The following is a 19,750-nucleotide window of genomic DNA, read 5'->3' as shown; positions in this document are numbered from 1 at the left end:
ACCTTATGCACCCTACGGCGGAGCCGTGGATCAGTGGTTCACTAGCCGGGTGAGCGACAGCGAGGGCCTGATCGAGGAACTGCGCCAGATCGGCGTCCGGTACGGCGGCGCGCCCGCCGAGGTGCTGCCGACCAGACCGGACGTGATCATTGTGCGGGCCGGGTCCGTCGTGGTGAAGGCACACGCCCCCGGGGCCGAGGAGGCTCCGCTGGTGGAACGGATGCGGGCCGTCGCCCATCCGGCGCTGCGCGGCATCATTCTCGGCCCGGTGACCGAGGAGGTCATGGCCGTCCATGATCGGCTGGTCACCGTGTGGCCGGCCGGAGTCCCCGTGGACCACAAGGACCCGGACGCGGCCCCCTGGGAGGCGGCCGCGCGGCTGCTGGCCCGGCTGCATGCCGTACCGGCCGGGGCACTTCCCCCGCTGCCGGCCGCAGGCGGCCCCGCCCGAGTGGCCACCACAGTCGCCCGCCTGGACGGCGGCTCCGCCGCCGGGCGCGTCGTGCGCCGCGCCCTGGCCTGCCTGCCCTCTCTTGACGCCGGGCCGCGCTCGACGACCCACGGCGACTGGCACATGGGCCAGCTGGTCCACACAGGGGACGGGTGGATCCTCATCGACGTCGACGACCTGGGGATCGGCGATCCGGCCTGGGACCTGGCCAGACCCGCGGCCTGGTTCGCGGCCGGTCTGCTGGAGGAGGAGGTATGGCACCGGTTTCTGGGGGCCTACCGCGCAGCGGGCGGGCACGCCGCCGGGGCCGACGGCGACCCGTGGGAGTGGCTGGATCTGCCGGCGCAGGCGATGACCGTGCAGTTGACGGCGGCCGCGCTGGCCACCGCGGAGCGGGAGGGACGGCTGCCGGACGAGGTCGAGCACGTGCTGATCGACACCTGCGAAAGGATCATCCGACTCCGAAGCGCCTGCCGGAGCGTGCCCACGCAGTAGGTTGTGGTCAGTTCACCACAGTGCCAGGGCAAGGAGATCAGCCAGATGCAGTGCCCGAAGTGCCGCGGCGTCATGCGCACCTATGAGCGCCACGGCGTCCACATCGACCAGTGTGACAACTGTCGCGGGATCTTCCTGGACTACGGTGAGCTCGAGACGCTGACCCGTATGGAGAGCCAGTGGTCCCAATCGCACGCCGCCGCCTCTCCGCCGCCCGCGCACGGCGCTCCCGCCTGGGGCGCACCGCAGCACGGCGGCTCCTATGGCCACCACCGCCAGCGCAGCTGGGTGGGCATGCTCTTCTCGACCTGACCTGATCAAGGACAGACCGAGACCGCGATCTCGTCACGGGGTCGCGGTCTCCGCGTTTCCCGCGGAGAGGCGTCAGCCGGGGAAGTCGCCCGGCTTGAGGTGCCTGGGCGAGACGGTGCCGCCCACGACGGCGTTCAGGGTGATGGTCCAGTTGCTCCAGCGGATCTGGGTCGCGGTGTAGACCGTCTTGAACCGTACGGACCTGCCGAACTGCTCGAAGGAACACGATCGGGTGAAACCACCGACCCTGGAGTCCCAGTCCGTGCCGAGGGTGTAGTAGACCTTGTAGCTGCCGTCCCGCACGCCCCGGACCTTGAACGTCGACTTCCTGCGGATGTAGACCCGGACCGCCTTCTTCTTGCCGCGCACCAGCACGACGACCGCGTCCCGCCCGTTGCCGTTCTTCAGTTCGAGGTAGGCGCGCCCGGGACGGCCCTCAGATCTGATGTACCTGCCGTTGGGCAGGCGGCGGGATCTCTCCCCCGTGACCTTCACCGGGATGACATCGGTGCGGTAGTCGCCCCGGTCGGCCAGCGCGGCCGCGCTCCTGCGGAGGTGCGACAGCTGCCCGACCTCCCGGACCCCGGTCAGTACGGCGGGCCCGGTGCACACGTCCTGTGCCCGCACGTCCTCCTGGGCGGCGGAAAGCGCGCTCAGGAACCGGCGGAGTGTGCTCACGTAGTCGTCGTGTTCGAGCTTCACCTCGGACGGCGGAGTCAGTGTCTCCAGCCCGGTGACCGCATCCTCCATCGTGGCGACCGTCTGTCTCAGTCGCCTGTCGAGTCCCTTGCCGCCGGTCGCGTTCAGCTTCTTGAGCGCGTCCCTGATGGGACCGCGCGCCTTGCCGAGCTCGGCCCGGTAGTCCCCGGTGGTCAGCTCCGCGGGGACGGGCGTCCCGCTGGGCTCGGCCGTCTCCGTGCCTCCCCCGGCCATACCGCCGGACGGGCCGGCTCCGGGTTCACCGGAGGTGCCGGAGGTGCACGCGCTCAGAGCCAGCACGGTGACCACCGCACACGACAGCAGACGGGGGGTCCTCATCTCCACCACTATCGCCGGATCGATCACGACACGTCAACGGTGGAACAGCACTCCCGGGGCGATGGTCTCCCCTCCCGGTCCGGCCTGCCGAGCCGCCGGGGGAGGCCGTTCAGGGAGAATCGGCTGAATGGAACGGCCGGTCGATAACGGGGCCGCTCAGGTCGTAGTCACGGGCCAGCAGTTCCGCCTCGACCGCGGCGCAGACCGTCTCGGCGACGGTGACGCGGGCCAGCCGCTTGTCGTCCCCGGCCACCACGTGCCAGGGCGCCTTCGGATGGTCGGTCCGTTCGAGCATGTCCTCCACGGCGGCCTCGTACTGCGGGCGCTTCTCCCGGTTCCGCCAGTCCTCGTCGGTGAGCTTCCAGGCCCGCAGCGGGTCACCCGCCCGATCCCGGAAGCGCCGCAGCTGCTCCTCCGCGGAGACGTGCATCCAGAACTTGACCATGATCATGCCCTCGGCGACGAGGGTCCTCTCGAACTCCACGATCTCGCCGTAGGCGCGCGACCACTGCTCCTCGGTGGCGAAGCCCTCGACGCGCTCCACCAGTACCCGCCCGTACCAGGAACGGTCGAGCACGGTCATGCCTCCCCAGCCGGGAAGGACGGGCCAGAACCGCCACAGGAAGTGGTGCCGTTTCTCGTCGTAGGTCGGAGCCCCGAACTGGGCGACCCGTACGTGCCGCGGATCGAGCAGGCGCACCAGCCGCTTGATGGCCCCTCCCTTGCCCGAGGCGTCCCAGCCCTCGAACACCGCGCACAGCGGGGGCCCGATGCGTCTGTCGCCGATCTGGCCGCCCAGGACGAGCCGCAGGTGCAGCAGGCGGTCCAGCGCGGCCTCGAGCCGCTCGTCTGCCTTCCCCTTCGACAATTTCTGTGTCAGATCAACCTGGGACAGGCGACTCATCGGATACCTCCAGCGCGGAGACCCCGGGCTTCGGCCCCGGGGAGGAAGTCGAGAGGACCAGCTTCGCATCGTCGGCGGGGAGGCGGCCATGTGCCGGGCCGCTCCGGCGGCTCCGGTAAAGGCTCGGAAGGGTGACGGCCTGGGTGACGGGGCCTTTACCGGGCCGGCTCGGGGAGCCGGCTCAGGTGACGGTGATCCGGAAGATCGCGTCCCCCGAGACGCGACTGCTCTGCTCGTCGGCGGGCACCCGGTCAGCCGGGCAGCTCCGGCAGTTGGAGATCGTGACGGTGGCCGTACCGGGCCTCTTGGCGTTGAAGACGAAGTAGCGGACCCCGCCCGCGTTCTTCGCCTCGGAGCCGGGCCGGTACTCCTCGCTGATGAACGAGGCCACCAGGACGTCCGGCAGGTCGGCCATCCGCCAGCTGTCACCGGCGGAGGCGTTCTCGTCCACGCCGAGCGAGAACCGCTGACCGGGGGCGAGCCGGACGTCCACGGTCGTGCCGACCTTCCCGTGAACCATCACGCCCAGAGACTGGACCGCGGCCCCGTTGCCGCATCCCGCGACGAGCGCCACCAGCAGAAGGACGACCAGCGTCGTTCGGTGAATCACGCGACTCACATTAGCGACCGAGGCTGCCGCCGCCTCAGAAGGTCACGCCGTCCCGTTCCTCCAGCGGGGCGGGACGCCAATCCCGGCCGGTCCGGCAGGGGTATCGCCGAGTCGCTCGCCGGCCGTCAGCCCAGGCGGGATCGGTAGACCTCCCTGGCCCGCTCGATCAGCTCCAGGTGGTCGCCGAGCTGTCCGGCGGTCTCGAACGTGCCCTCCTGCCGGAGCACCTCCTCCATTCCGTCCAGCCACTCCAGGCACCAGCGGATGTCCGCTTCCCTGGCCACGTGACGGCCTCCGAGGTCGAGGTAGACCGGGCTGGTGTGGGCGTAGGCACCGCGGGTGAGGGTGCGCTCGTGCGGCCCGCCGGTGGCCAGGGCGACGACGTAGGTGGGGTCGGTGACGGCCAGTTCGGCGGTCAACTCGCCGGGCGGTCCCTCGGCCAGGACGCCGTCGGCGGTGCGGATCTCCAGTCTCTCCACCTCGGGGCCGATCGATCTCACGGTGACCGTGACCCGGGCTCCCGGTGAGAGGTCCAGGGTGGCGCCCGGCCCGTGTCCGTCGACCGACAGCTCCAGCCAGGGACCGGTGGTGCCGAACGTACGGCCCCGCCTGACGGCCTCGGCGAACGATCCGGCGGTGAGCGAGCCGTCCACGCGGGCGTAGACACGGGCCCAGCCGGGCGGGTTGGACTGGTTGCCGCGCCGGGCGAAGGAGACCATCGCGTCGGTCCCGGCGGTGACAGCAAGCCGGTTGCCCGCGCCGATCAGGTGCCGGTAGACGACGGCGGTCGCGGCGATCGAGGAATGAGTGAGCACGTCGAGGCTGTCCACCAGGCCGAGGGCGGCATCGGCGACGATCTCCCTGGAGGAGCAGTTGCGCCCCCGCCACAGCAGGTGAGCTGGGCCCTCGGTGTCGGAGATCGGGTTGTGGAAGGGGTGGCTGTAGCCCATGAGCGCGCCGAGGCTCCGCAGTTCCTCGCAGGCGACGCTGTTGGGCGGCCAGTCCACGGTGCCCAGGAAGCCGGTGTGGAAGCGCGAGGGTGGCGCCGAGAGCCCGAAGGCGTAGAAGTGGCCGAGCAGGTCGTTGCGGTATTCGACGCCCAGCCTGGCCAGGTGGGTGGCGTCCGACCACGGCAGGTCCTGACCCGCCCAGTGTGTCAGCGCCTCGGAGTCGTAGACGCGCGCCGAGGAGACGTTTCCGGCGACCAGATTGAGCACGTGCAGGTCCTCGCCGTGCTGCATGGCCGCCGCGAGTGCCGGCGTGCCGACCATGTCACCGGCCCAGTTGAGGTGGACGTGCATGTCCCCGCCGTACCAGCTGCGCGCCGCCGCGTCGTAGAGCCGCTCCGGGGACAGTTCCAGCAGGGTCTCCTCGCCCGGCACAGGGGTGATCACCACCTCGGCGGAGCCGTACTCCATCCCTCTGGACACCCGTACGGTCAGCGGCTCGGCCGGGACGTCCAGCACGACGTCGTCACCGTGGAAGTAGGGCATGACGTGGTAGTCGCGCCTGTCCGGGGCACCCTCGGGGTACCAGCCCTGTCCGTGTTCGCCGTACACGCTCCACCTGCACGGGAAACCGGCGCGCAGCCGCAGGCGGGCGGTGGGGGCGGGACGGGTCAGGGGCGCGAGGTCCACGGGCCCGCCGTCGGCGATCACCTCGCTCCCACTGGTGATCTTGATGAGCCGGGCGCCGTGCGGGCCGATCTCGTGTGCCCGGCCGTCCACCAGCACGGTGACCGGCTTCTCGCGGGCGGAGTCGACCAGCAACGTCGTGTGCAGGGGCTTCCCTTCCAGTACGGCCTGCGCGTGCGCGTCGACCGTGACGCCGTCGGAGGTGAGCCGGAGCGCGGCGAGGTTGTCGAGCACCCTGCCGGCGAGGACGTTCCGCACGACCTCGTCCATGTCCAGCTCCGCGAGGTGGTTCTTCCGCTCCTCCGGGGACACCTCCGGATAGCGCGCGGCGAGCATGCCGTGGCAGACGTCCCAGAAGGTCGTGGCACCCATCAGGTAGGCGTCAGTGGTCATGGATCTGACGTAGAAGATGGGGTCCTCCCCCCAGGTGACCCCGTGCTCGGCGAGCAGCGCCCGATACTCCTCAAGTGCCCGCGCCACAGCGGGCGGCATGGCTGGATCGTCACACATGGATCTCTCCCGTGGTGGAACTCCCGTTGATCGCCGCCATCGTGACATGACCGACATAAGCTGCTAATGGCACAGAGAATCGAAAGATCTGATTCATGCATACCTGAGGGCAATACGTGATCCCCGGAGGAGGATATGTACCCCGAGGTCCGGGAGGTCTCCGGGGAACGGCTGTCAGGTCACCGACGCCGTGCCGAGACGCATCCTCATCGCGTGCTCCACGAGGGCGATCAGCACCTTCTTGCCGGACTCCCGGCTGCGGGCGTCGCACAGCACGATCGGGATGTCGGGATGGAGGGTCAGGCCGAGCCGGACCTCGTCGAGGTCGTACCGGCGGGCCCCGTCGAAGCAGTTGACCGCGACGACGAAGGGCGTCTCGCGCCGCTCGAAGTAGTCGAGCGAGGGAAAGCAGTCGGCCAGCCTGCGGGTGTCGGCCAGGACGACCGCGCCCAGCGCGCCGAGGGCCAGCTCGTCCCAGAGGAACCAGAACCGTTCCTGCCCGGGGGTGCCGAACAGGTAGAGCCGGTAGTCGTCGCCGATGGTGATGCGGCCGAAGTCCATCGCGACCGTGGTCGTCTGCTTGGCCTCCACCCCGGACAGGTCGTCGACCCCGACCCCCTGGTTGGTCAGCGTCTCCTCGGTGCGCAGCGGCTCGATCTCGGAGACCGCCCCGACCAGGGTGGTCTTTCCTGCCCCGAAGCCTCCGGCGACCAGGATCTTGATCGCCTTGGGCAGCCTGACCTGGCCGGCGTCACGGCTAGAGTGCACGGAGTCCATTGAGCACCGCCCTGTACAGCCTCTCGTCGTGCATGTCCGTCTCCGAATGTGGTTCTTGCAGGGCGATGAATCCCTGATCGAGCAGGTCGCTGAGCAGGACCCGGATGGTGCCTGCGGGAAGGTTCATGTGCGCGGCGATCTCCGCAACCGACTGAGGCTGCTGGCAGAACCGCACGATGGCCAGGCACTCGGGGTCGAGTCCGCTCTCCCTCGGGGTGGCGGAGCGGGTACTCACCGCCAGGGTGATGAGGTCGAACCTGCCCTGAGCCGGTTCGGTCCTCCCCCGGGTGAGAACGTAGGGCCGGACGATCGGCCCGGCCTCCTCACCCACCCACTGCGCGTTGGGGCGCTCTCCGTAGGGATTCATCGCGGGACGTCGTCCACGACGGCCTGTGCCGACCGCGCGGGTGAGGTGAGGTACTGGCCGACCCGGGTGACGAGCATGGCCATCTCGTAGGCGACCAGGCCGACATCGGCATCGTGCGTGCAGAGCACCGCCAGGCAGGCTCCCTGCCCGGCCGCGCTCACGACCAGGTAGGCCGACCGCATCTCGATGATGGTCTGCCGCACCGCACCACCCTCGACCCGGTCGCTGACCCCCCGCCCCAGGCTCTGGATCGCCGATCCCACGGCGGCCAGGTGCTCGGCGTCAGCCTGGCCGAACCCCTCCGACGTCGCCAGCAGCAGGCCGTCGGAGGAGAAGACGATCGCGTGCTCGGCCTCCCCCACTCGCACGACCAGGTCATCCAGCAACCAGGCCAGGTCGGTGAAAGATCCTGTTCCCTGCACCACTCTTGTCCCCTCTCTGCCGACTTCCTGCCGACGGGTGTTAGGTCGCCGGCCTCCGGCGGCTCGTCGGCGCCGGGCGGCCCGCACGAATCGAGATCATCACTGGCGTGCGTCACACGGGGGGTTCTCCTCCGTTCACGGGATCACCGCCCCGTTCGAGCAGGTGCGCCGCGTCGGAACGGCCGCGGCGCGTGCCGCTCTGGAAGGACGCCATGGTCGCGCGGATGGTCTCCGGCGAGCGCTCGTCGTCGTCCTCGGGTGAGGGCACCGACAGCGGCTCGTCGTCCTGCAGCGGGGCGGCGAGATGGGTCTGGGGGACGCGGCGCGGCAGGCCGCCCGGCGTATGACTGGTGTCGGGCGGGGGCATGACCGTGGGCAGCGGGAGTGCGGGGGTGCCGGAGACATCCGCGGATTCGGAACGGTCCGCGACCGGCGTGGCCGCCTTGCCCCACGGGGCCGGCATCGGGGTCGAGGTCGCCCCGTGAAGGTCGTCCCCGATGGACCTCTCCCCCCTGTCGAACAGCCCTTCGAGCAGCTCGCCGCCCGAGTCGGCACCACCGGCGAGCTCCCGCGGTCCGGCCATCTGCCCGCGGACCACGGGCGTCCCACCCGCCGACGTGCCCGTGCTCGCCGTACGGGCCTGTGGGACGCTGACGGCGGTCTCGGACTCCGACTGCTCGGTGACCAGGTCCTGCGGGATCAGGACGACGACCGTCGTCCCACCGTACGGCGAGGTCTTGAACGTCACCCGGACCTCGTGCCGTTCGGCCAGCCGGCTGACGACGTACAGTCCCAGGCGGGCGTTGCCCGACAGTTTGAGCTCCGGAGGGTTGGCGATCCGCTCGTTGGCTCGGACGATGTCCTCCGGGTTCATGCCCAGGCCCCGGTCCTCGATCTCCAGCGCGTACCCGTGAGCCACGATGCTCCCGCTGACCTGCACGGTCGTGTAGGGCGGGGAGAAGGAGGCGGCGTTCTCGACCAGCTCGGCGATCAGGTGGATGATGTCGCCCACGGCACGCCCGTCCAGCGCCACCTCTCCCAGGGGCAGCACGTCCACCCGGGTGTAGTCCTCGATCTCGGCCAGCGAGCCGCGGACCACGTCGATCATCGGGACCGAGTCGCGCCACGCGCGGCCGGGAGCCGCGCCGGACAGGACGAGGAGGTTCTCGGCGTAACGGCGCATGCGGGTGGCCAGGTGGTCGAGCCGGAACAGATCCCGTAGGTTCTGCGGGTCGTTCTCCCGGCGCTCCATCACGTCGAGCACGCCCAGCTGGCGGTGGACGAGCGACTGGGTACGGCGGGCGAGGTTGCGCAGGATGTCGGCGATGTCACGCCGGAGCTGGGCCTGCTCGACCGCGACCTTGATCGCGGTCTGCTGCACGGCGTTGAACGCCTGGCCGACGTGGCCGATCTGGTCGTTGCCGAACTCCAGCGGCGGCGCCTCGGCCGCGATGTTCACCTCCTGCCCGTGGCCGATCCGTTCCACCACGGAGGGAAGCCGCTCGTTGGCGAGATCCCAGGCGGCGATCCGCAGCTTCTCCAGCTGCTGGATCAGTGCCCGCGCGGTGGTGATGGAGAGGATCACGGAGGCGACGACCGCCAGCAGGCCAAGGCCACCGGCCAGCACGAGCCGTACGATGACGCCGGTCGCCACCGGAGTGGCGCGCTCGACCACGCCGGCACCGCCCGCCAGAACCATCTCGTTCAGCTGTGACAGCGCGGGCTGGGCGGCGGCGCTCCACTGCCCGATGTTCACGGTCCCGGCCAGTTCGGCATTCGGGCCCTGGGTTATCCGCTCCTCCATGTCGCGTACCCGGGTGAACGACTCACTGGAGGCCAGGCGCTGGTAGGCGGCATGGTCGGCCGGAGGGAGCTCGGCCACCGCCTGGGTGGTGAGGAAGCGCTGCGCACCAACGATCTGCGTGAACAGGACGCGCTCAGGACCGGTGAACCGGCCCCCGGTCAGGGCGCCCGCCGCCAGTGCGTCCTCCTGAGCGAACATTTCCCGGGCCCGGCTCAGTGCGATGAACGTGCGGGTGTCCTTGGCGATCGCGTCGTCGTCCAGTGTGGCGAGCGAATCATAGACGGAGTAAACGGAGTCGATGATCTGGGTGAATGTCGTGGCGGCCCGGATCCTGTCCAGACGACCGGCGTCGATCGATTTGCGGGCGGAGCCCAGGCGGTCCAGCCGCTGGAAGACCTCACCGAGCCTCTGTGTGAGCGTCTCACTCGCCATCAGCTTCACACTGCTACCGCCGACAAGTTCACGCAGGTGCGCGCCGGCCGAGTCGGTGCGCTCGCGCTGGGCGTTCAACACCCCGCGCTGCTGAGAGGCCACGACAGGATTGCCCAGCGCGACCAGAGTGAGCCGCCGCTCGGCCTGCAACTGTGCCACCAGTTCAACGCTCGGGTCGGAGACGCCCGAGTTGAGCGTGGCCACCCCCAGCATGTTCAGTCCCTCACGCACCGTCACCCATGCCGTGAACGCCCACAGGGCGGCAAGTGACACCAGCAGTGCCGTGACCTTGGTCCGCAGACGCGCGTTCCGCAAGCGCATAGCACCCATCCTGGTGAAAGTGAAATCACGTACGTCTCATAGCGACTAATGCGCGTGAACCAATCAACGCCATATCGCACGACTGGCGGCATCCCGCGCCACACCCGGAGAACCTTAGCAATGACCCCAAATACCCTCAAGGTGAAATTAGCTAAATGTGGCTATTTGTCCTTTTTTTGAAACAAAGTTCTCCTGCTGAATTTCGACGGCCGCAGATTACCGCGCCCGAGTCACTCCATCACGGGGTACAGAGCACACCGCGCCAGGTGCAGTGCCCCCAGGACCGCCGCCCTGACGATCGCAACCGGTAGATACAGGTCCTTGTCATGCCAGAGCGTTGGAGCATCGACCGGTACGCCGCGCTCGGTGACCGCCCCCAGAAGGAAACGGTACGCGCGCTCCACCGCCTCCAGCCGCCCCTCCTCATCTGCCGTGCCGGTCAGCAGCAAGGTCTGCAACGCGTAGGCGGTCTCTTCCGCCGTTCCCTCCCACCGGCCCCAGGATCCGTTATCACGCTGGGTGTCGAGCACCCAGCGCACGGCCTTGCGCACAGCGCCCGCCGACTCTCCGCCGCCGTATTCCTCCAGCGCGAGAGAACAACAGGCCGTCGCGTAGTACGGCGAGACGTGCCAGCGGTCCAGCCAGCTTCCCTCCGCTCCCTGGCAGCCGCGCAGCCACGTCGACAGCTTGTCCACGGTCGCCGCGTAGCGCGGTGCGGCAGCGGCGTCACACCTCAGGTACTCTCCGAAAGCGTCGAGCACGTGCGCGTTGACCGTAGGAGAGGCTCCTTCCTCCCCCCGCCAGGTGCAGAAATGGGTGTCCATCTCGTACGCCCACAGGGCGTCGGGCTCACGGGGAACCCCAAGCAGTGCCAGCGCGTGCAGGGCGACCGAGGTGCTGTCGGCGTCCGGCGGCAGTCCCGGTCCCGCCGGCACCCCAGTCGGACCGACCACGTCGCCCAAGCTCGCCACCAACTCCAGCGGCACGTCCACTGGGATGCCCGCGCGCCGCAACCAGCTCAGCGTCCAGCCGCGCTCGAACACGGTTATGGGGAGGGCACACGGCACCGGCCCGCCGAATCCGGCCACAACCTCTTCCAGATATCGCCGTACCGGATTGACCGGGTCAGACTCACCCGCCGTACCAAGCCACGCGACACCGGCCGCAGGCGACGCCCCGATCGTGGCGACGGCCCCCCCGGTCGTCTCGGGTGAGCCTCCGGCCGTTCCGATCGGGCTGGGAACGACGCCGGATGCCCCAGCCGCCGCCTCGCCCACCACCTCCAACGCGTGAACCAGTTTCTGCGGAATCTCCACGCCTGACGCCATCCGCGCCCGGATCGCCAGCAGTTTCACGTCGTCCATGCCTGCAGGAAGGTCCAGCCGCTCGACGCTCCCCCTCGCCTCAAGGTGCCCGTTGATCAGGGAGACCAGGGAGGGCACGATGAGCTCGATCGCGGGCATGTCGGGCAGGACCAGACCACTGTCCGGGTGCGACCAGCGGCGCAGCACCTCGACACCCCGGTGTGCAGCCCTGGCCAGTACGTCACGGTCCGGGCCCGCAGGCTCACGGCGCAGTTCGGCCAGGAGCGCCTCGGTGGCGCTCAGGGTGGGAACGAGGGCATAGCCGTCGGGAGCGCCCCAGCCGCCGTCCGGCCGCTGGGCAGCCAGCAGGAAGCCGAGTCGTTCTGCATGCCCGGCCAGCCATGGGGCCAGGCCGGCCACCCGTCCGGTCTCATACGGCGAGGCCGAGACCTGGCCCCATGGCTCGGCCACGAGTCCGGCGACCAGCTCGCGGGCCTCAGCGGCCACGTCGAACTCCCCGAAGAGCCGCTGTTCCGTCGTGGTCGTCGTGAGGAGATCGTCGACACTCACAGTGCACCCCAGTAGTCGGCCACGCGGTAGAAGCCCGCGCAGAAGTCCATCTGCCGTTCCAAGTAGCCGGCCAGCTCGGGGTGGCCGGGCCGAAGCGGGGCGATCAGCTCCCGACTCCGGACGGCGAGCTCAGCGACCCGCCGCTCAACCTCGACACGGGAGACGCCCAGCAGCAGGGCGTTGAGGTCGCCCCAGAGCACGTCTCGCTCGTAGGTGCCCAGGTCATTGAGGAGGCGGATGACCTGCTGCACCGCCGATGCGGCCTTCTGGACCTGATCGAGGTCGGCGATGGCGTGCGGAGCTGTGGTGTGCAGCCAGTGAGCGGTGAACGCGAAGGAGAAGCCGAGATTGTCGGCGTTGCCGAGATACTCCTCGAACGACGGTGTGATCTTCTTGTCCTTCCACCGCCACTCCAGCAGCATCGCCTCCAGCATCCGCCAGAGCTCCTCGCGCCATATGGGCCCGATTACGGGGAACACGGGCGAGACGGTGAGCTCGTCGCGGATGTCGGCCAGCAGGCGGGTGAGGTCGTCGCCGGGGACCGGCGGAGCGCCCTCGGCCACCTCCAGACACCGCCGCGCGATGTTGTCCACCTCGGACCGGGAAGTAGCCACGTAGTCGACGAGCCAGTCCAGGCCGAACGCCCACAGGCAGACCTTGTTCGCCATCCGGAGCTGCTCGGCGGTGAACCACGGCCCGCTGAACGCCATGGCAAGTGACAGCGTGCTGTAGAGGGCGGCGTCGAACGGCTTGGCCGAGAACAGGTCCGGATAGGCCGCCGCCCAGTCGCGCATGTCCCGCTGGGACTGCCCGGCCACAGCACAGACGGTTCCGCTGGCTGTGGCCGCCGGCCATGTCGTGAGATCGGTCCGGGGAGTCACCGAGCCTCACCCTGGGCGCGGTCAGCGAAGGCGACGTCCAGCTCGATCCTCTGTTTGAGGCGGAGCGAGGCGGCCGGGGACGGGACGAACGGCCCCGGAGTACGCACCGTCAGGCGGAACCGGCTCATGATGGCCGCGACTGTGAGCGGCGCCTGGACGTAGAAAAGGTGCTGGCCGAGGCACTGGTGGGGGCCTCCGCCGAAGGGGAAGTAAGCATACTTGTGCCTGCGTTCCTGCTTCTCCGGAGCGAACCGCTCGGGATCGAACTCCAACGGGCGCTCCCAGAACTCATCCAGCCGATGGGTGGCATAAGGAGTGATCAGCACCTCCGATCCGGCCTTGATCCGCACGCCGCCGATCTCGCTGTCCTCCATGACCATCCGGGGGAAGAGCCAGCCCGCCGGATACAGGCGCAGGAGTTCCTGCAGGACCATGCGGGTGTAGCGGAGGCGGGGGACGTGCTCGGGCGTAACCGGTCCCGCACCGACCACGCTGTCGACCTCCGCCTGCAGCCGGGCCGCCACCTCCGGGTGAGAATCCAGTGTCAGCCACAGCCAGGCCATGGTCATCGCGGTGGACTCCGACGCTGCGCCGTACACACTGACCAGAGCGTCGCGGATCTGCCGGTCGTCCATCGCACCGCCGTCGCCGCCGGTGGAGCGGCAGAGCACAGAGATGACGTCGACGCTGTCGCCCGGGTTGGCCCGTGCCTGACGGATCACCGGGAACACCACGTCGTCGACCGTCTTGACCGCCGACATAAAGGCCCGGTCACCAGGGATCCGGATGCTGTAGGGCATGAACGGCATGAGCAGCCTGAAGTTGATCGAGTTGGCCGCCAGATCGTAGGCGGGCGTGAGGCGCTCCCCGTCCCCCCTGGTCATCCTGTCCCCGAACAGCACCCGGATGACGGTACGGCTGACGATGCCGGACATCTCCTCGGCGGCGTCGACGGGCCGCCCCGTCCGGGCGTACTCGCCCAACTCATCGACACGCACAGCGATCGTCTTCGCCATCTCCTCGGCGAGCGTGGCAACGTACCGAGCGGTGAACAGGGGCTGCAGGATCTTACGGCTGCTCTCCCACGGGAGGCCGTCATCGAGGACGCTGGCCCCGAGGATGCGTCGCAGAGGGCGCCAGAACATGCCTTCGCGCCGGTAGTTCGTCCAATCGGAGCGCAGCACCTGTTGAACGTGCTCGGGGTGGGTGACCAGATAGGGCCGGAAGGGGCCCAGGTCCAGGCGGACAACCTCCCCGCCGGCCTCCCTGCCCAGCTCGGCGAGCGCGTTCACCGGATCCTTCGCCAGGCGGGGAAGCGCACGATGGACAGGAACGGCCCTGGCTCGCCGGACCACCTCGGCGGCCACGTTGGTCGACATCTCTAAGTTCTCCCACCCGGTAACTCGAACCTACGCAGCGTGATCACCGCTCACGACAGCGCGTGAGCGGTACGGGCACACTCGGGGACCCAGCCACCCATCGTGGAGCGTCCCGCACGAGAAGCGGATCGGGGCTGGTCGACTGGCAGCCCCTCCTCAGCCTTCTCGCGTCTCGCTATGCGTCTCCTCTTACGCTTCAGTAACTGAAGGGCCTTTTTGCGACATTCGTAACTCTTCGGGAGAAGTATCACATGATTGACCATTGACGATCAAGCTCGCAGTTAACAACATCCATCCCACTGCATGGCGAATCCCACTATCAGCTGGAAGTTAATGCAATATGAACTCAACATGTAACCAAACCATTGACCTGGAATTACACGTTGCAGTCATGGCTCCATGCCGCGCCATTCCTCCCCGGCGAGCCGACCTGGCCGGCAGGGCCGCAGAGTCCCCGATTCTCCCTGCGGCTCCCGAATGACCACGGGCCCAGTGGGTGTGCGCAACAGGTGACCACGTCAGCGTGTGAAGGCGGCCAGGAGGCGCTCGGCGGCCAGGGAAGGGGTCAGGACCCCGGCCTGGACGTCCCGCTCGACCTCGGCGGTGATCGCCGCGACCCCCGGGTGCTCGCGCAGGCCCGCCAGCAGGCGCTCGGTCACCAGGGACCACGTCCAGCCGACCTGCTGGTGCCGGCGGCGGGCGGCCAGCTCACCGGAGGCGGCCATGGTGTCCTGGTGGGCGACGATCTGCCGCCAGAGCTCCTCCAGACCGGTGCCTTCGAGCCCGCTGCAGGTCAGCACCGGCACCGTCCGCTCAGAGCGGAGCAGCCGCAGCGCCCCCGCCAGCTCCCTGGCCGCCTTCCGGGCGTCCAGCTCGTGCGGGCCGTCGGCCTTGTTGACCGCGATCACGTCGGCCAGCTCCAGCACGCCCTTCTTGATGCCCTGGAGCTGGTCGCCCGTCCTGGCCAGGGCGAGCAGCAGGAAGGTGTCCACCATGTCAGCGACGGCGGTCTCCGACTGGCCGACGCCGACGGTCTCCACGAGCACGATGTCGTATCCCGCCGCCTCCACGACGACCATGGCCTCGCGGGTCGCCCTGGCGACCCCGCCCAGGGTGCCCGAGGTGGGCGAGGGGCGGATGAAGGCGGCCGGATCAGCAGCCAGGCGGGACATCCTGGTCTTGTCTCCGAGGATGCTGCCGCCCGTCCGGGTGGATGACGGGTCCACGGCGAGCACCGCCACCCGGTGGTCCTGCCCGGTCAGGTACACGCCGAGGGCGTCGATGAAGGTGGACTTGCCGGCCCCGGGCACGCCGGTGATACCGATCCGGCGTGCCTTCCCGGCAAGCGGGGTCAGCTCGGCCAGCAGCCGCTGGGCCAGGTCCCGGTGGTCGGCCCGGGAGGACTCCACCAGGGTGATCGCCCGTGCGATCCACATCCGGGAGCCCTCCCTCACCCCCCGGGCGTAGTCCTCAAGCGTCCGCGTCATGGCCCAGCCGGGTGAGCAGGTCGGCCAGTAGCCCGCGGGCGGCGTCGGCGATCACCGTACCGGGCGGGAAGATGGCGGCGGCTCCGGCGGCGCGCAGCTCGTCGAAGTCGCCGGGCGGGATGACGCCGCCAACCACGATCATGACGTCGTCGGCACCCAGTTCCGCGAGTGCCTCGCGGAGGGCGGGGACCAGCGTCAGGTGCCCTGCCGCCAGCGAGGAGACCCCCACCACGTGCACGTCCGCCTCGACCGCCTGCCGGGCGACCTCCTCGGGTGTCTGGAACAGCGCGCCGACGTCGACGTCGAAGCCGAGGTCGGCGAAGGCGGTAGCGATCACCTTCTGACCCCGGTCATGTCCGTCCTGTCCCATCTTGGCCACCAGGATCCGCGGACGGCGGCCCTCCAGCCGCTCGAACTCGGCGCATGCCGTACGGACCTCGTCCACGCCGGACCCCACCTCCTCGCGGTACACCCCGGAGATCGTACGGACCTGACCGGCGTGCCGCCCGAACACCTGCTCCAGCGCGTCGGAGATCTCCCCGACCGTGGCCTTGGCGCGGGCCGCCTCGATGGACAGCGCGAGCAGGTTGCCGTCGCCCGCGGCCCCCTTGGTGAGTGCCTCCAGCGCCCGGGCCACCTGATCGGCGTCCCGCTCCTCACGCAGGCGGCGGAGCTTGTCGAGCTGCTGGGCGCGGACGGAGGTGTTGTCGACCTTGAGCACGTCGATGACCTCGTCGGCGTCGGGCCGGTACTTGTTGACACCGATGACCGGCTGCCGCCCGGAGTCGATGCGCGCCTGGGTACGGGCGGCGGCCTCCTCGATGCGGAGCTTGGGCAGCCCGGCGTCGATGGCCTTGGCCATGCCTCCGGCGGCCTCGACCTCCTCGATGTGCCCCCACGCCCTGCGGGCCAGCTCGTGGGTGAGGCGCTCGACGTAGTACGAGCCGCCCCAGGGGTCGATCACCCGGCAGGTGCCGGACTCCTGCTGGAGCAGGAGCTGGGTGTTACGGGCGATCCGCGCGGAGAAGTCGGTGGGCAGCGCCAGGGCCTCGTCGAGGGCGTTGGTGTGCAGCGACTGGGTGTGGCCCTGGGTGGCGGCCATCGCCTCGATGCAGGTGCGCACGACGTTGTTGAACACGTCCTGGGCGGTTAGCGACCAGCCGGAGGTCTGCGAGTGGGTCCGCAGCGACAGCGACTTGGGGTTCTCCGCCCCGAACCCGGACACCAGGCGTGCCCAGAGCAGCCGGGCGGCCCGCAGCTTGGCGACCTCCATGAAGAAGTTCATGCCGATGCACCAGAAGAACGACAGCCGGGGCGCGAACCGGTCGATGTCCATGCCCGTCGCAACGCCCGCCCGCAGGTACTCCACACCGTCGGCGAGGGTGTAGGCGAGCTCCAGGTCGCAGGTGGCCCCGGCCTCCTGGATGTGGTAGCCGGAGATGGAGATCGAGTTGAACTTCGGCATCCGCTCGCTGGTGTAGGAGAAGATGTCGGAGATGATCCGCATCGACGGGCCGGGCGGGTAGATGTAGGTGTTGCGGACCATGAACTCCTTGAGGATGTCGTTCTGGATGGTCCCGGCGAGCTGCTCGGGCGCCACCCCCTGCTCCTCGGCGGCCACGATGTAGAGCGCGAGCACCGGGAGCACCGCGCCGTTCATGGTCATCGACACGCTCATCCTGTCGAGGGGGATCCCGTCGAAGAGCTGCCGCATGTCGTAGATGGAGTCGATCGCCACTCCGGCCATGCCGACGTCCCCGGCCACGCGCGGGTGGTCGGAGTCGTAGCCGCGGTGGGTGGCCAGGTCGAAGGCGACCGACAGGCCCTTCTGCCCGGCGGCCAGATTGCGCCGGTAGAAGGCGTTGGACTCCTCGGCGGTGGAGAACCCGGCGTACTGCCGGATGGTCCACGGCTGGTTGACGTACATGGTCGGGTACGGCCCGCGCAGGTACGGCGCGGCCCCCGGGTAGGTCTCCAGGAAGTCCAGCCCGTCCAGGTCCCCGGCCGTGTAGAGCGGCTTGACCCCGATCCCCTCGGGCGTCTCCCACACCAGCTCGTCCGGGCCGTTACCTGTGGCCTCCCGGACAGCCCGTGCCCATCCGGCCGGGTCCGGCGTGGCGGGCTCACCCCTGAGCCGGATTCCGGAGAAGTCGGGAATCATCGAGCCACCCCCAGGTCGTCGAAGGTCGTGCGGAGCACGCCGAGCGCGTCGCACCCGGCGTAGAGGTTGGCGTCCACGCCTGTGAACTCTCCCTTCCCCGCGAGCCAGATCTTTCTCGCCCCCGCGTCTCTCAACGCGGCGGCCACGGCCTCGGCGTGCTCGCCGTACAGCCGGTCGCTGGAGCACAGACACGCGACCTTCGCGCCACTCGCGGTGAACGCGGCGGCGATCCGGGCCGGGTCCACCCCGGAGCCGGCGTCCACGGCCGGATCCGCCGCGCCTTCCGCGCCTTCCGCGCCGGACGCGGCGGTCACGGCGGCGATGCCCCCGGCCTGGAAAAGGTTGGCCGCGAACGACGCCCTGGCCGTGTACGCGGCCACCGGGCCGATGGTCGCCAGGAACACGTTCGGCCGGACATCCTGGGCATCGGCCAGGTCACGCAGCGCCTCGAACTCCTGGGCGTAGTGCACCCCCGGGACGTCCCTGGGGTGCGGCGCGCGGACGGGAGTTCTCTCGGCGAGGTCGGGGAACTCACTGACGCCGGTGATGGGGTCGCGGCGGTGGGCGATGTTCGCCGCCCGCCGCTCCCAGGTGGCGGCGGTCCGGCCGGCGACGAGCCCCGACTCCAGGGCCGCGGCCATGCCGCCCACGCGCTCGATCTCCTGGAACCACTCCCAGGCCTTCTCGGCCAGGTCCTCGGTGAGCCGCTCCACGTACCAGGAGCCGCCCGCCGGGTCGGTCACCCGCGCCACTCCGGCCTCTTCGACGAGCAGCGCGTGGGTGTTGCGCGCGATGCGGCGGGCGAAGGCGTCCGGCAGGCCGAGCCGGGCGTCGAACGGCTGCACGGTCACCGCGTCGGCGCCACCGGTACCGGCGGCGAAGCAGGCGAGCGTGGTGCGGAGCATGTTCACCCACGGGTCGCGGGCGGTCATCATGGCCGAGCTGGTCACCGCGTGCTGCCGCTGCCCGGCCCCGCTCCCCGGCACCCCGCACACCTCGGCGACGCGTGCCCAGAGCCCGCGCGCGGCGCGGAGCTTGGCGATGGTCATGAACTGGTCGGCGGTGGCGGCGTAGCGGAACTCCAGCTGCCCGAACGCCTCCTCGACGGTGAGACCGGCGCCGGTCAGGACCCGCAGGGCGGCGACCCCTGCCGCGACGGAGCAGCCGAGCTCCTCGGCGTCGCTGCCGCCCGCGTCGTGGTACGGCGTGCCGTCCACGACGATCGCCCGGAGGTCCGGGAAGCTCCCGACGCAGCGCCGGGCCAGCTCGATCGCGGTCTCCGGGTCATGGAGAGGGTCGGCGCCCAGGTTGCCGGCGAGCTCCCCCGGCGTCCTCTCCCCTGCCGGCCTGTCCCCTGCCCGCTCGTCCCCGGTCCGCGGCGCCCGGAGCCGGTCCGCGGCGGCCCGCTTGCCCTCGGCCACCGCGAACAGCGCCTCGGCGGCCTCGCGGGTCCGCTCCCCCGCGTCCAGGGTGACCGAGATCAGCTCCAGGTGGACCCGGTCCAGAACGCGGGGCAGGTCCTCGGGCTCCAGGGCGAGCCAGAGCGAGGTGACACCGTTCTCCAGGTCGGCGAGGACCGCCTCGGGGTCGGCCACCTCGTGCCGCTGCCGCACGTCCCAGCTCCCGCCCTCCGGCCGGGAACCGCGGATGTAGGGCGCTGCTCCCGGCAGGCCGGGATCGGCGTCCGGAAGATCCGACGCGTCGTAGAGCGGCGCGATGGTCACGCCGTCATAGGTGGCGGAGGCCAGTGCCTCCTCCGGCGAACCAGCCTCGACCCCGGACCTGCGCAGGACTCCGAGCGCCAGCTCGCGCCACCGGTCCCGCGTGATCGGCGGGAAATCGGCGGCCGGTTGAAATTCCTCAGGCGGCACCGTCATGCACCGGATAGTAA

At 69.9% G+C, this 19,750-nt stretch carries 16 protein-coding genes; 2 read left to right on the top strand and 14 right to left on the bottom strand.

Annotated elements, in window-relative coordinates; genetic code table 11:
• Positions 1-49: 49 nt before the first annotated feature.
• Both ACIN94_RS20645 and ACIN94_RS20640 read left to right on the top strand, forming a co-directional pair.
• The gene (locus ACIN94_RS20645; RefSeq protein ID WP_400708270.1) at positions 50-946 is read left to right on the top strand and encodes a phosphotransferase family protein; all 897 of its coding nucleotides are present in this window, start codon (positions 50-52) and stop codon (positions 944-946) included.
• Positions 947-991: 45 nt separating this feature from the next.
• Entirely contained in the window at positions 992-1,258 is a 267-nt protein-coding gene (locus tag ACIN94_RS20640; RefSeq protein ID WP_400708268.1) for a zf-TFIIB domain-containing protein, read from the top strand.
• Between the two features lie 72 nt (positions 1,259-1,330).
• On the opposite strand, the gene ACIN94_RS20635 is transcribed toward ACIN94_RS20640, so the two are convergent.
• The 14 genes from ACIN94_RS20635 to ACIN94_RS20570 form a co-directional block, all read right to left on the bottom strand.
• Positions 1,331-2,296: a hypothetical protein gene (locus ACIN94_RS20635; protein ID WP_400708266.1), complete on the bottom strand. Its 966-nt coding sequence runs from the start codon at positions 2,294-2,296 to the stop codon at positions 1,331-1,333.
• A gap of 109 nt (positions 2,297-2,405) precedes the next feature.
• A complete protein-coding gene (locus tag ACIN94_RS20630; protein WP_400708264.1) occupies positions 2,406-3,200 on the bottom strand; it encodes a polyphosphate kinase 2 family protein in 795 nt (264 codons plus the stop codon).
• Positions 3,201-3,381: 181 nt separating this feature from the next.
• Complete coding sequence (locus tag ACIN94_RS20625) at positions 3,382-3,810, bottom strand: protease inhibitor I42 family protein (RefSeq protein WP_400708262.1); 429 nt, start codon at positions 3,808-3,810, stop codon at positions 3,382-3,384.
• Positions 3,811-3,935: 125 nt separating this feature from the next.
• Positions 3,936-5,954: a CehA/McbA family metallohydrolase gene (locus tag ACIN94_RS20620; RefSeq protein WP_400708260.1), complete on the bottom strand. Its 2,019-nt coding sequence runs from the start codon at positions 5,952-5,954 to the stop codon at positions 3,936-3,938.
• Positions 5,955-6,128: 174 nt separating this feature from the next.
• Positions 6,129-6,731: a GTP-binding protein gene (locus ACIN94_RS20615; RefSeq protein ID WP_400708258.1), complete on the bottom strand. Its 603-nt coding sequence runs from the start codon at positions 6,729-6,731 to the stop codon at positions 6,129-6,131.
• Positions 6,712-7,098 carry a DUF742 domain-containing protein gene (locus ACIN94_RS20610; protein ID WP_400708256.1) on the bottom strand — a complete coding sequence of 129 codons (387 nt, stop codon included), beginning with the start codon at positions 7,096-7,098 and terminating at the stop codon, positions 6,712-6,714. Before ACIN94_RS20610 ends, ACIN94_RS20615 begins: the two co-directional genes overlap by 20 nt.
• Positions 7,095-7,523, bottom strand: coding sequence for a roadblock/LC7 domain-containing protein (locus ACIN94_RS20605; protein WP_400708254.1), 429 nt, complete (start codon positions 7,521-7,523; stop codon positions 7,095-7,097). Before ACIN94_RS20605 ends, ACIN94_RS20610 begins: the two co-directional genes overlap by 4 nt.
• Before the next feature lie 109 nt (positions 7,524-7,632).
• Positions 7,633-10,077 carry a nitrate- and nitrite sensing domain-containing protein gene (locus ACIN94_RS20600; RefSeq protein ID WP_400708252.1) on the bottom strand — a complete coding sequence of 815 codons (2,445 nt, stop codon included), beginning with the start codon at positions 10,075-10,077 and terminating at the stop codon, positions 7,633-7,635.
• A gap of 230 nt (positions 10,078-10,307) precedes the next feature.
• Positions 10,308-11,951: a prenyltransferase/squalene oxidase repeat-containing protein gene (locus tag ACIN94_RS20595; RefSeq protein WP_400708250.1), complete on the bottom strand. Its 1,644-nt coding sequence runs from the start codon at positions 11,949-11,951 to the stop codon at positions 10,308-10,310.
• On the bottom strand, positions 11,948-12,769 hold the full coding sequence (locus ACIN94_RS20590) for a terpene synthase family protein (RefSeq protein WP_400708248.1): 822 nt from the start codon (positions 12,767-12,769) through the stop codon (positions 11,948-11,950). The genes ACIN94_RS20595 and ACIN94_RS20590 overlap by 4 nt, the downstream gene beginning before the upstream one ends.
• Positions 12,770-12,828: 59 nt before the next feature.
• Complete coding sequence (locus ACIN94_RS20585; protein WP_400708246.1) at positions 12,829-14,211, bottom strand: cytochrome P450; 1,383 nt, start codon at positions 14,209-14,211, stop codon at positions 12,829-12,831.
• Positions 14,212-14,729: 518 nt separating this feature from the next.
• Positions 14,730-15,698 carry a methylmalonyl Co-A mutase-associated GTPase MeaB gene (gene meaB / locus ACIN94_RS20580; protein WP_400708244.1) on the bottom strand — a complete coding sequence of 323 codons (969 nt, stop codon included), beginning with the start codon at positions 15,696-15,698 and terminating at the stop codon, positions 14,730-14,732.
• A complete protein-coding gene (gene scpA / locus ACIN94_RS20575; RefSeq protein WP_400708242.1) occupies positions 15,682-17,859 on the bottom strand; it encodes a methylmalonyl-CoA mutase in 2,178 nt (725 codons plus the stop codon). Before scpA ends, meaB begins: the two co-directional genes overlap by 17 nt.
• Positions 17,856-19,736, bottom strand: coding sequence for a methylmalonyl-CoA mutase family protein (locus ACIN94_RS20570; protein WP_400708240.1), 1,881 nt, complete (start codon positions 19,734-19,736; stop codon positions 17,856-17,858). Before ACIN94_RS20570 ends, scpA begins: the two co-directional genes overlap by 4 nt.
• Positions 19,737-19,750: the final 14 nt, after the last annotated feature.

It is taken from the genome of Streptosporangium sp. NPDC087985 (assembly GCF_044741965.1).
Taxonomy (GTDB): Bacteria; Actinomycetota; Actinomycetes; order Streptosporangiales; family Streptosporangiaceae; genus Streptosporangium.
This window is presented reverse-complemented; position numbering and strand designations above follow the sequence as displayed.

Excerpts from the sequence above, each read along its gene's own strand:
- ACIN94_RS20640 (WP_400708268.1), top strand. The coding sequence starts at position 992 with ATGCAGTGCCCGAAGTGCCGCGGCGTCATGCGCACCTATGAGCGCCAC.
- ACIN94_RS20635 (WP_400708266.1), bottom strand. The coding sequence starts at position 2,296 with ATGAGGACCCCCCGTCTGCTGTCGTGTGCGGTGGTCACCGTGCTGGCT.
- ACIN94_RS20630 (WP_400708264.1), bottom strand. The coding sequence starts at position 3,200 with ATGAGTCGCCTGTCCCAGGTTGATCTGACACAGAAATTGTCGAAGGGG.
- ACIN94_RS20620 (WP_400708260.1), bottom strand. The coding sequence starts at position 5,954 with ATGTGTGACGATCCAGCCATGCCGCCCGCTGTGGCGCGGGCACTTGAG.
- ACIN94_RS20615 (WP_400708258.1), bottom strand. The coding sequence starts at position 6,731 with ATGGACTCCGTGCACTCTAGCCGTGACGCCGGCCAGGTCAGGCTGCCC.
- ACIN94_RS20610 (WP_400708256.1), bottom strand. The coding sequence starts at position 7,098 with ATGAATCCCTACGGAGAGCGCCCCAACGCGCAGTGGGTGGGTGAGGAG.
- ACIN94_RS20600 (WP_400708252.1), bottom strand. The coding sequence starts at position 10,077 with ATGCGCTTGCGGAACGCGCGTCTGCGGACCAAGGTCACGGCACTGCTG.
- ACIN94_RS20585 (WP_400708246.1), bottom strand. The coding sequence starts at position 14,211 with ATGTCGACCAACGTGGCCGCCGAGGTGGTCCGGCGAGCCAGGGCCGTT.
- meaB (WP_400708244.1), bottom strand. The coding sequence starts at position 15,698 with ATGACGCGGACGCTTGAGGACTACGCCCGGGGGGTGAGGGAGGGCTCC.
- scpA (WP_400708242.1), bottom strand. The coding sequence starts at position 17,859 with ATGATTCCCGACTTCTCCGGAATCCGGCTCAGGGGTGAGCCCGCCACG.
- ACIN94_RS20570 (WP_400708240.1), bottom strand. The coding sequence starts at position 19,736 with ATGACGGTGCCGCCTGAGGAATTTCAACCGGCCGCCGATTTCCCGCCG.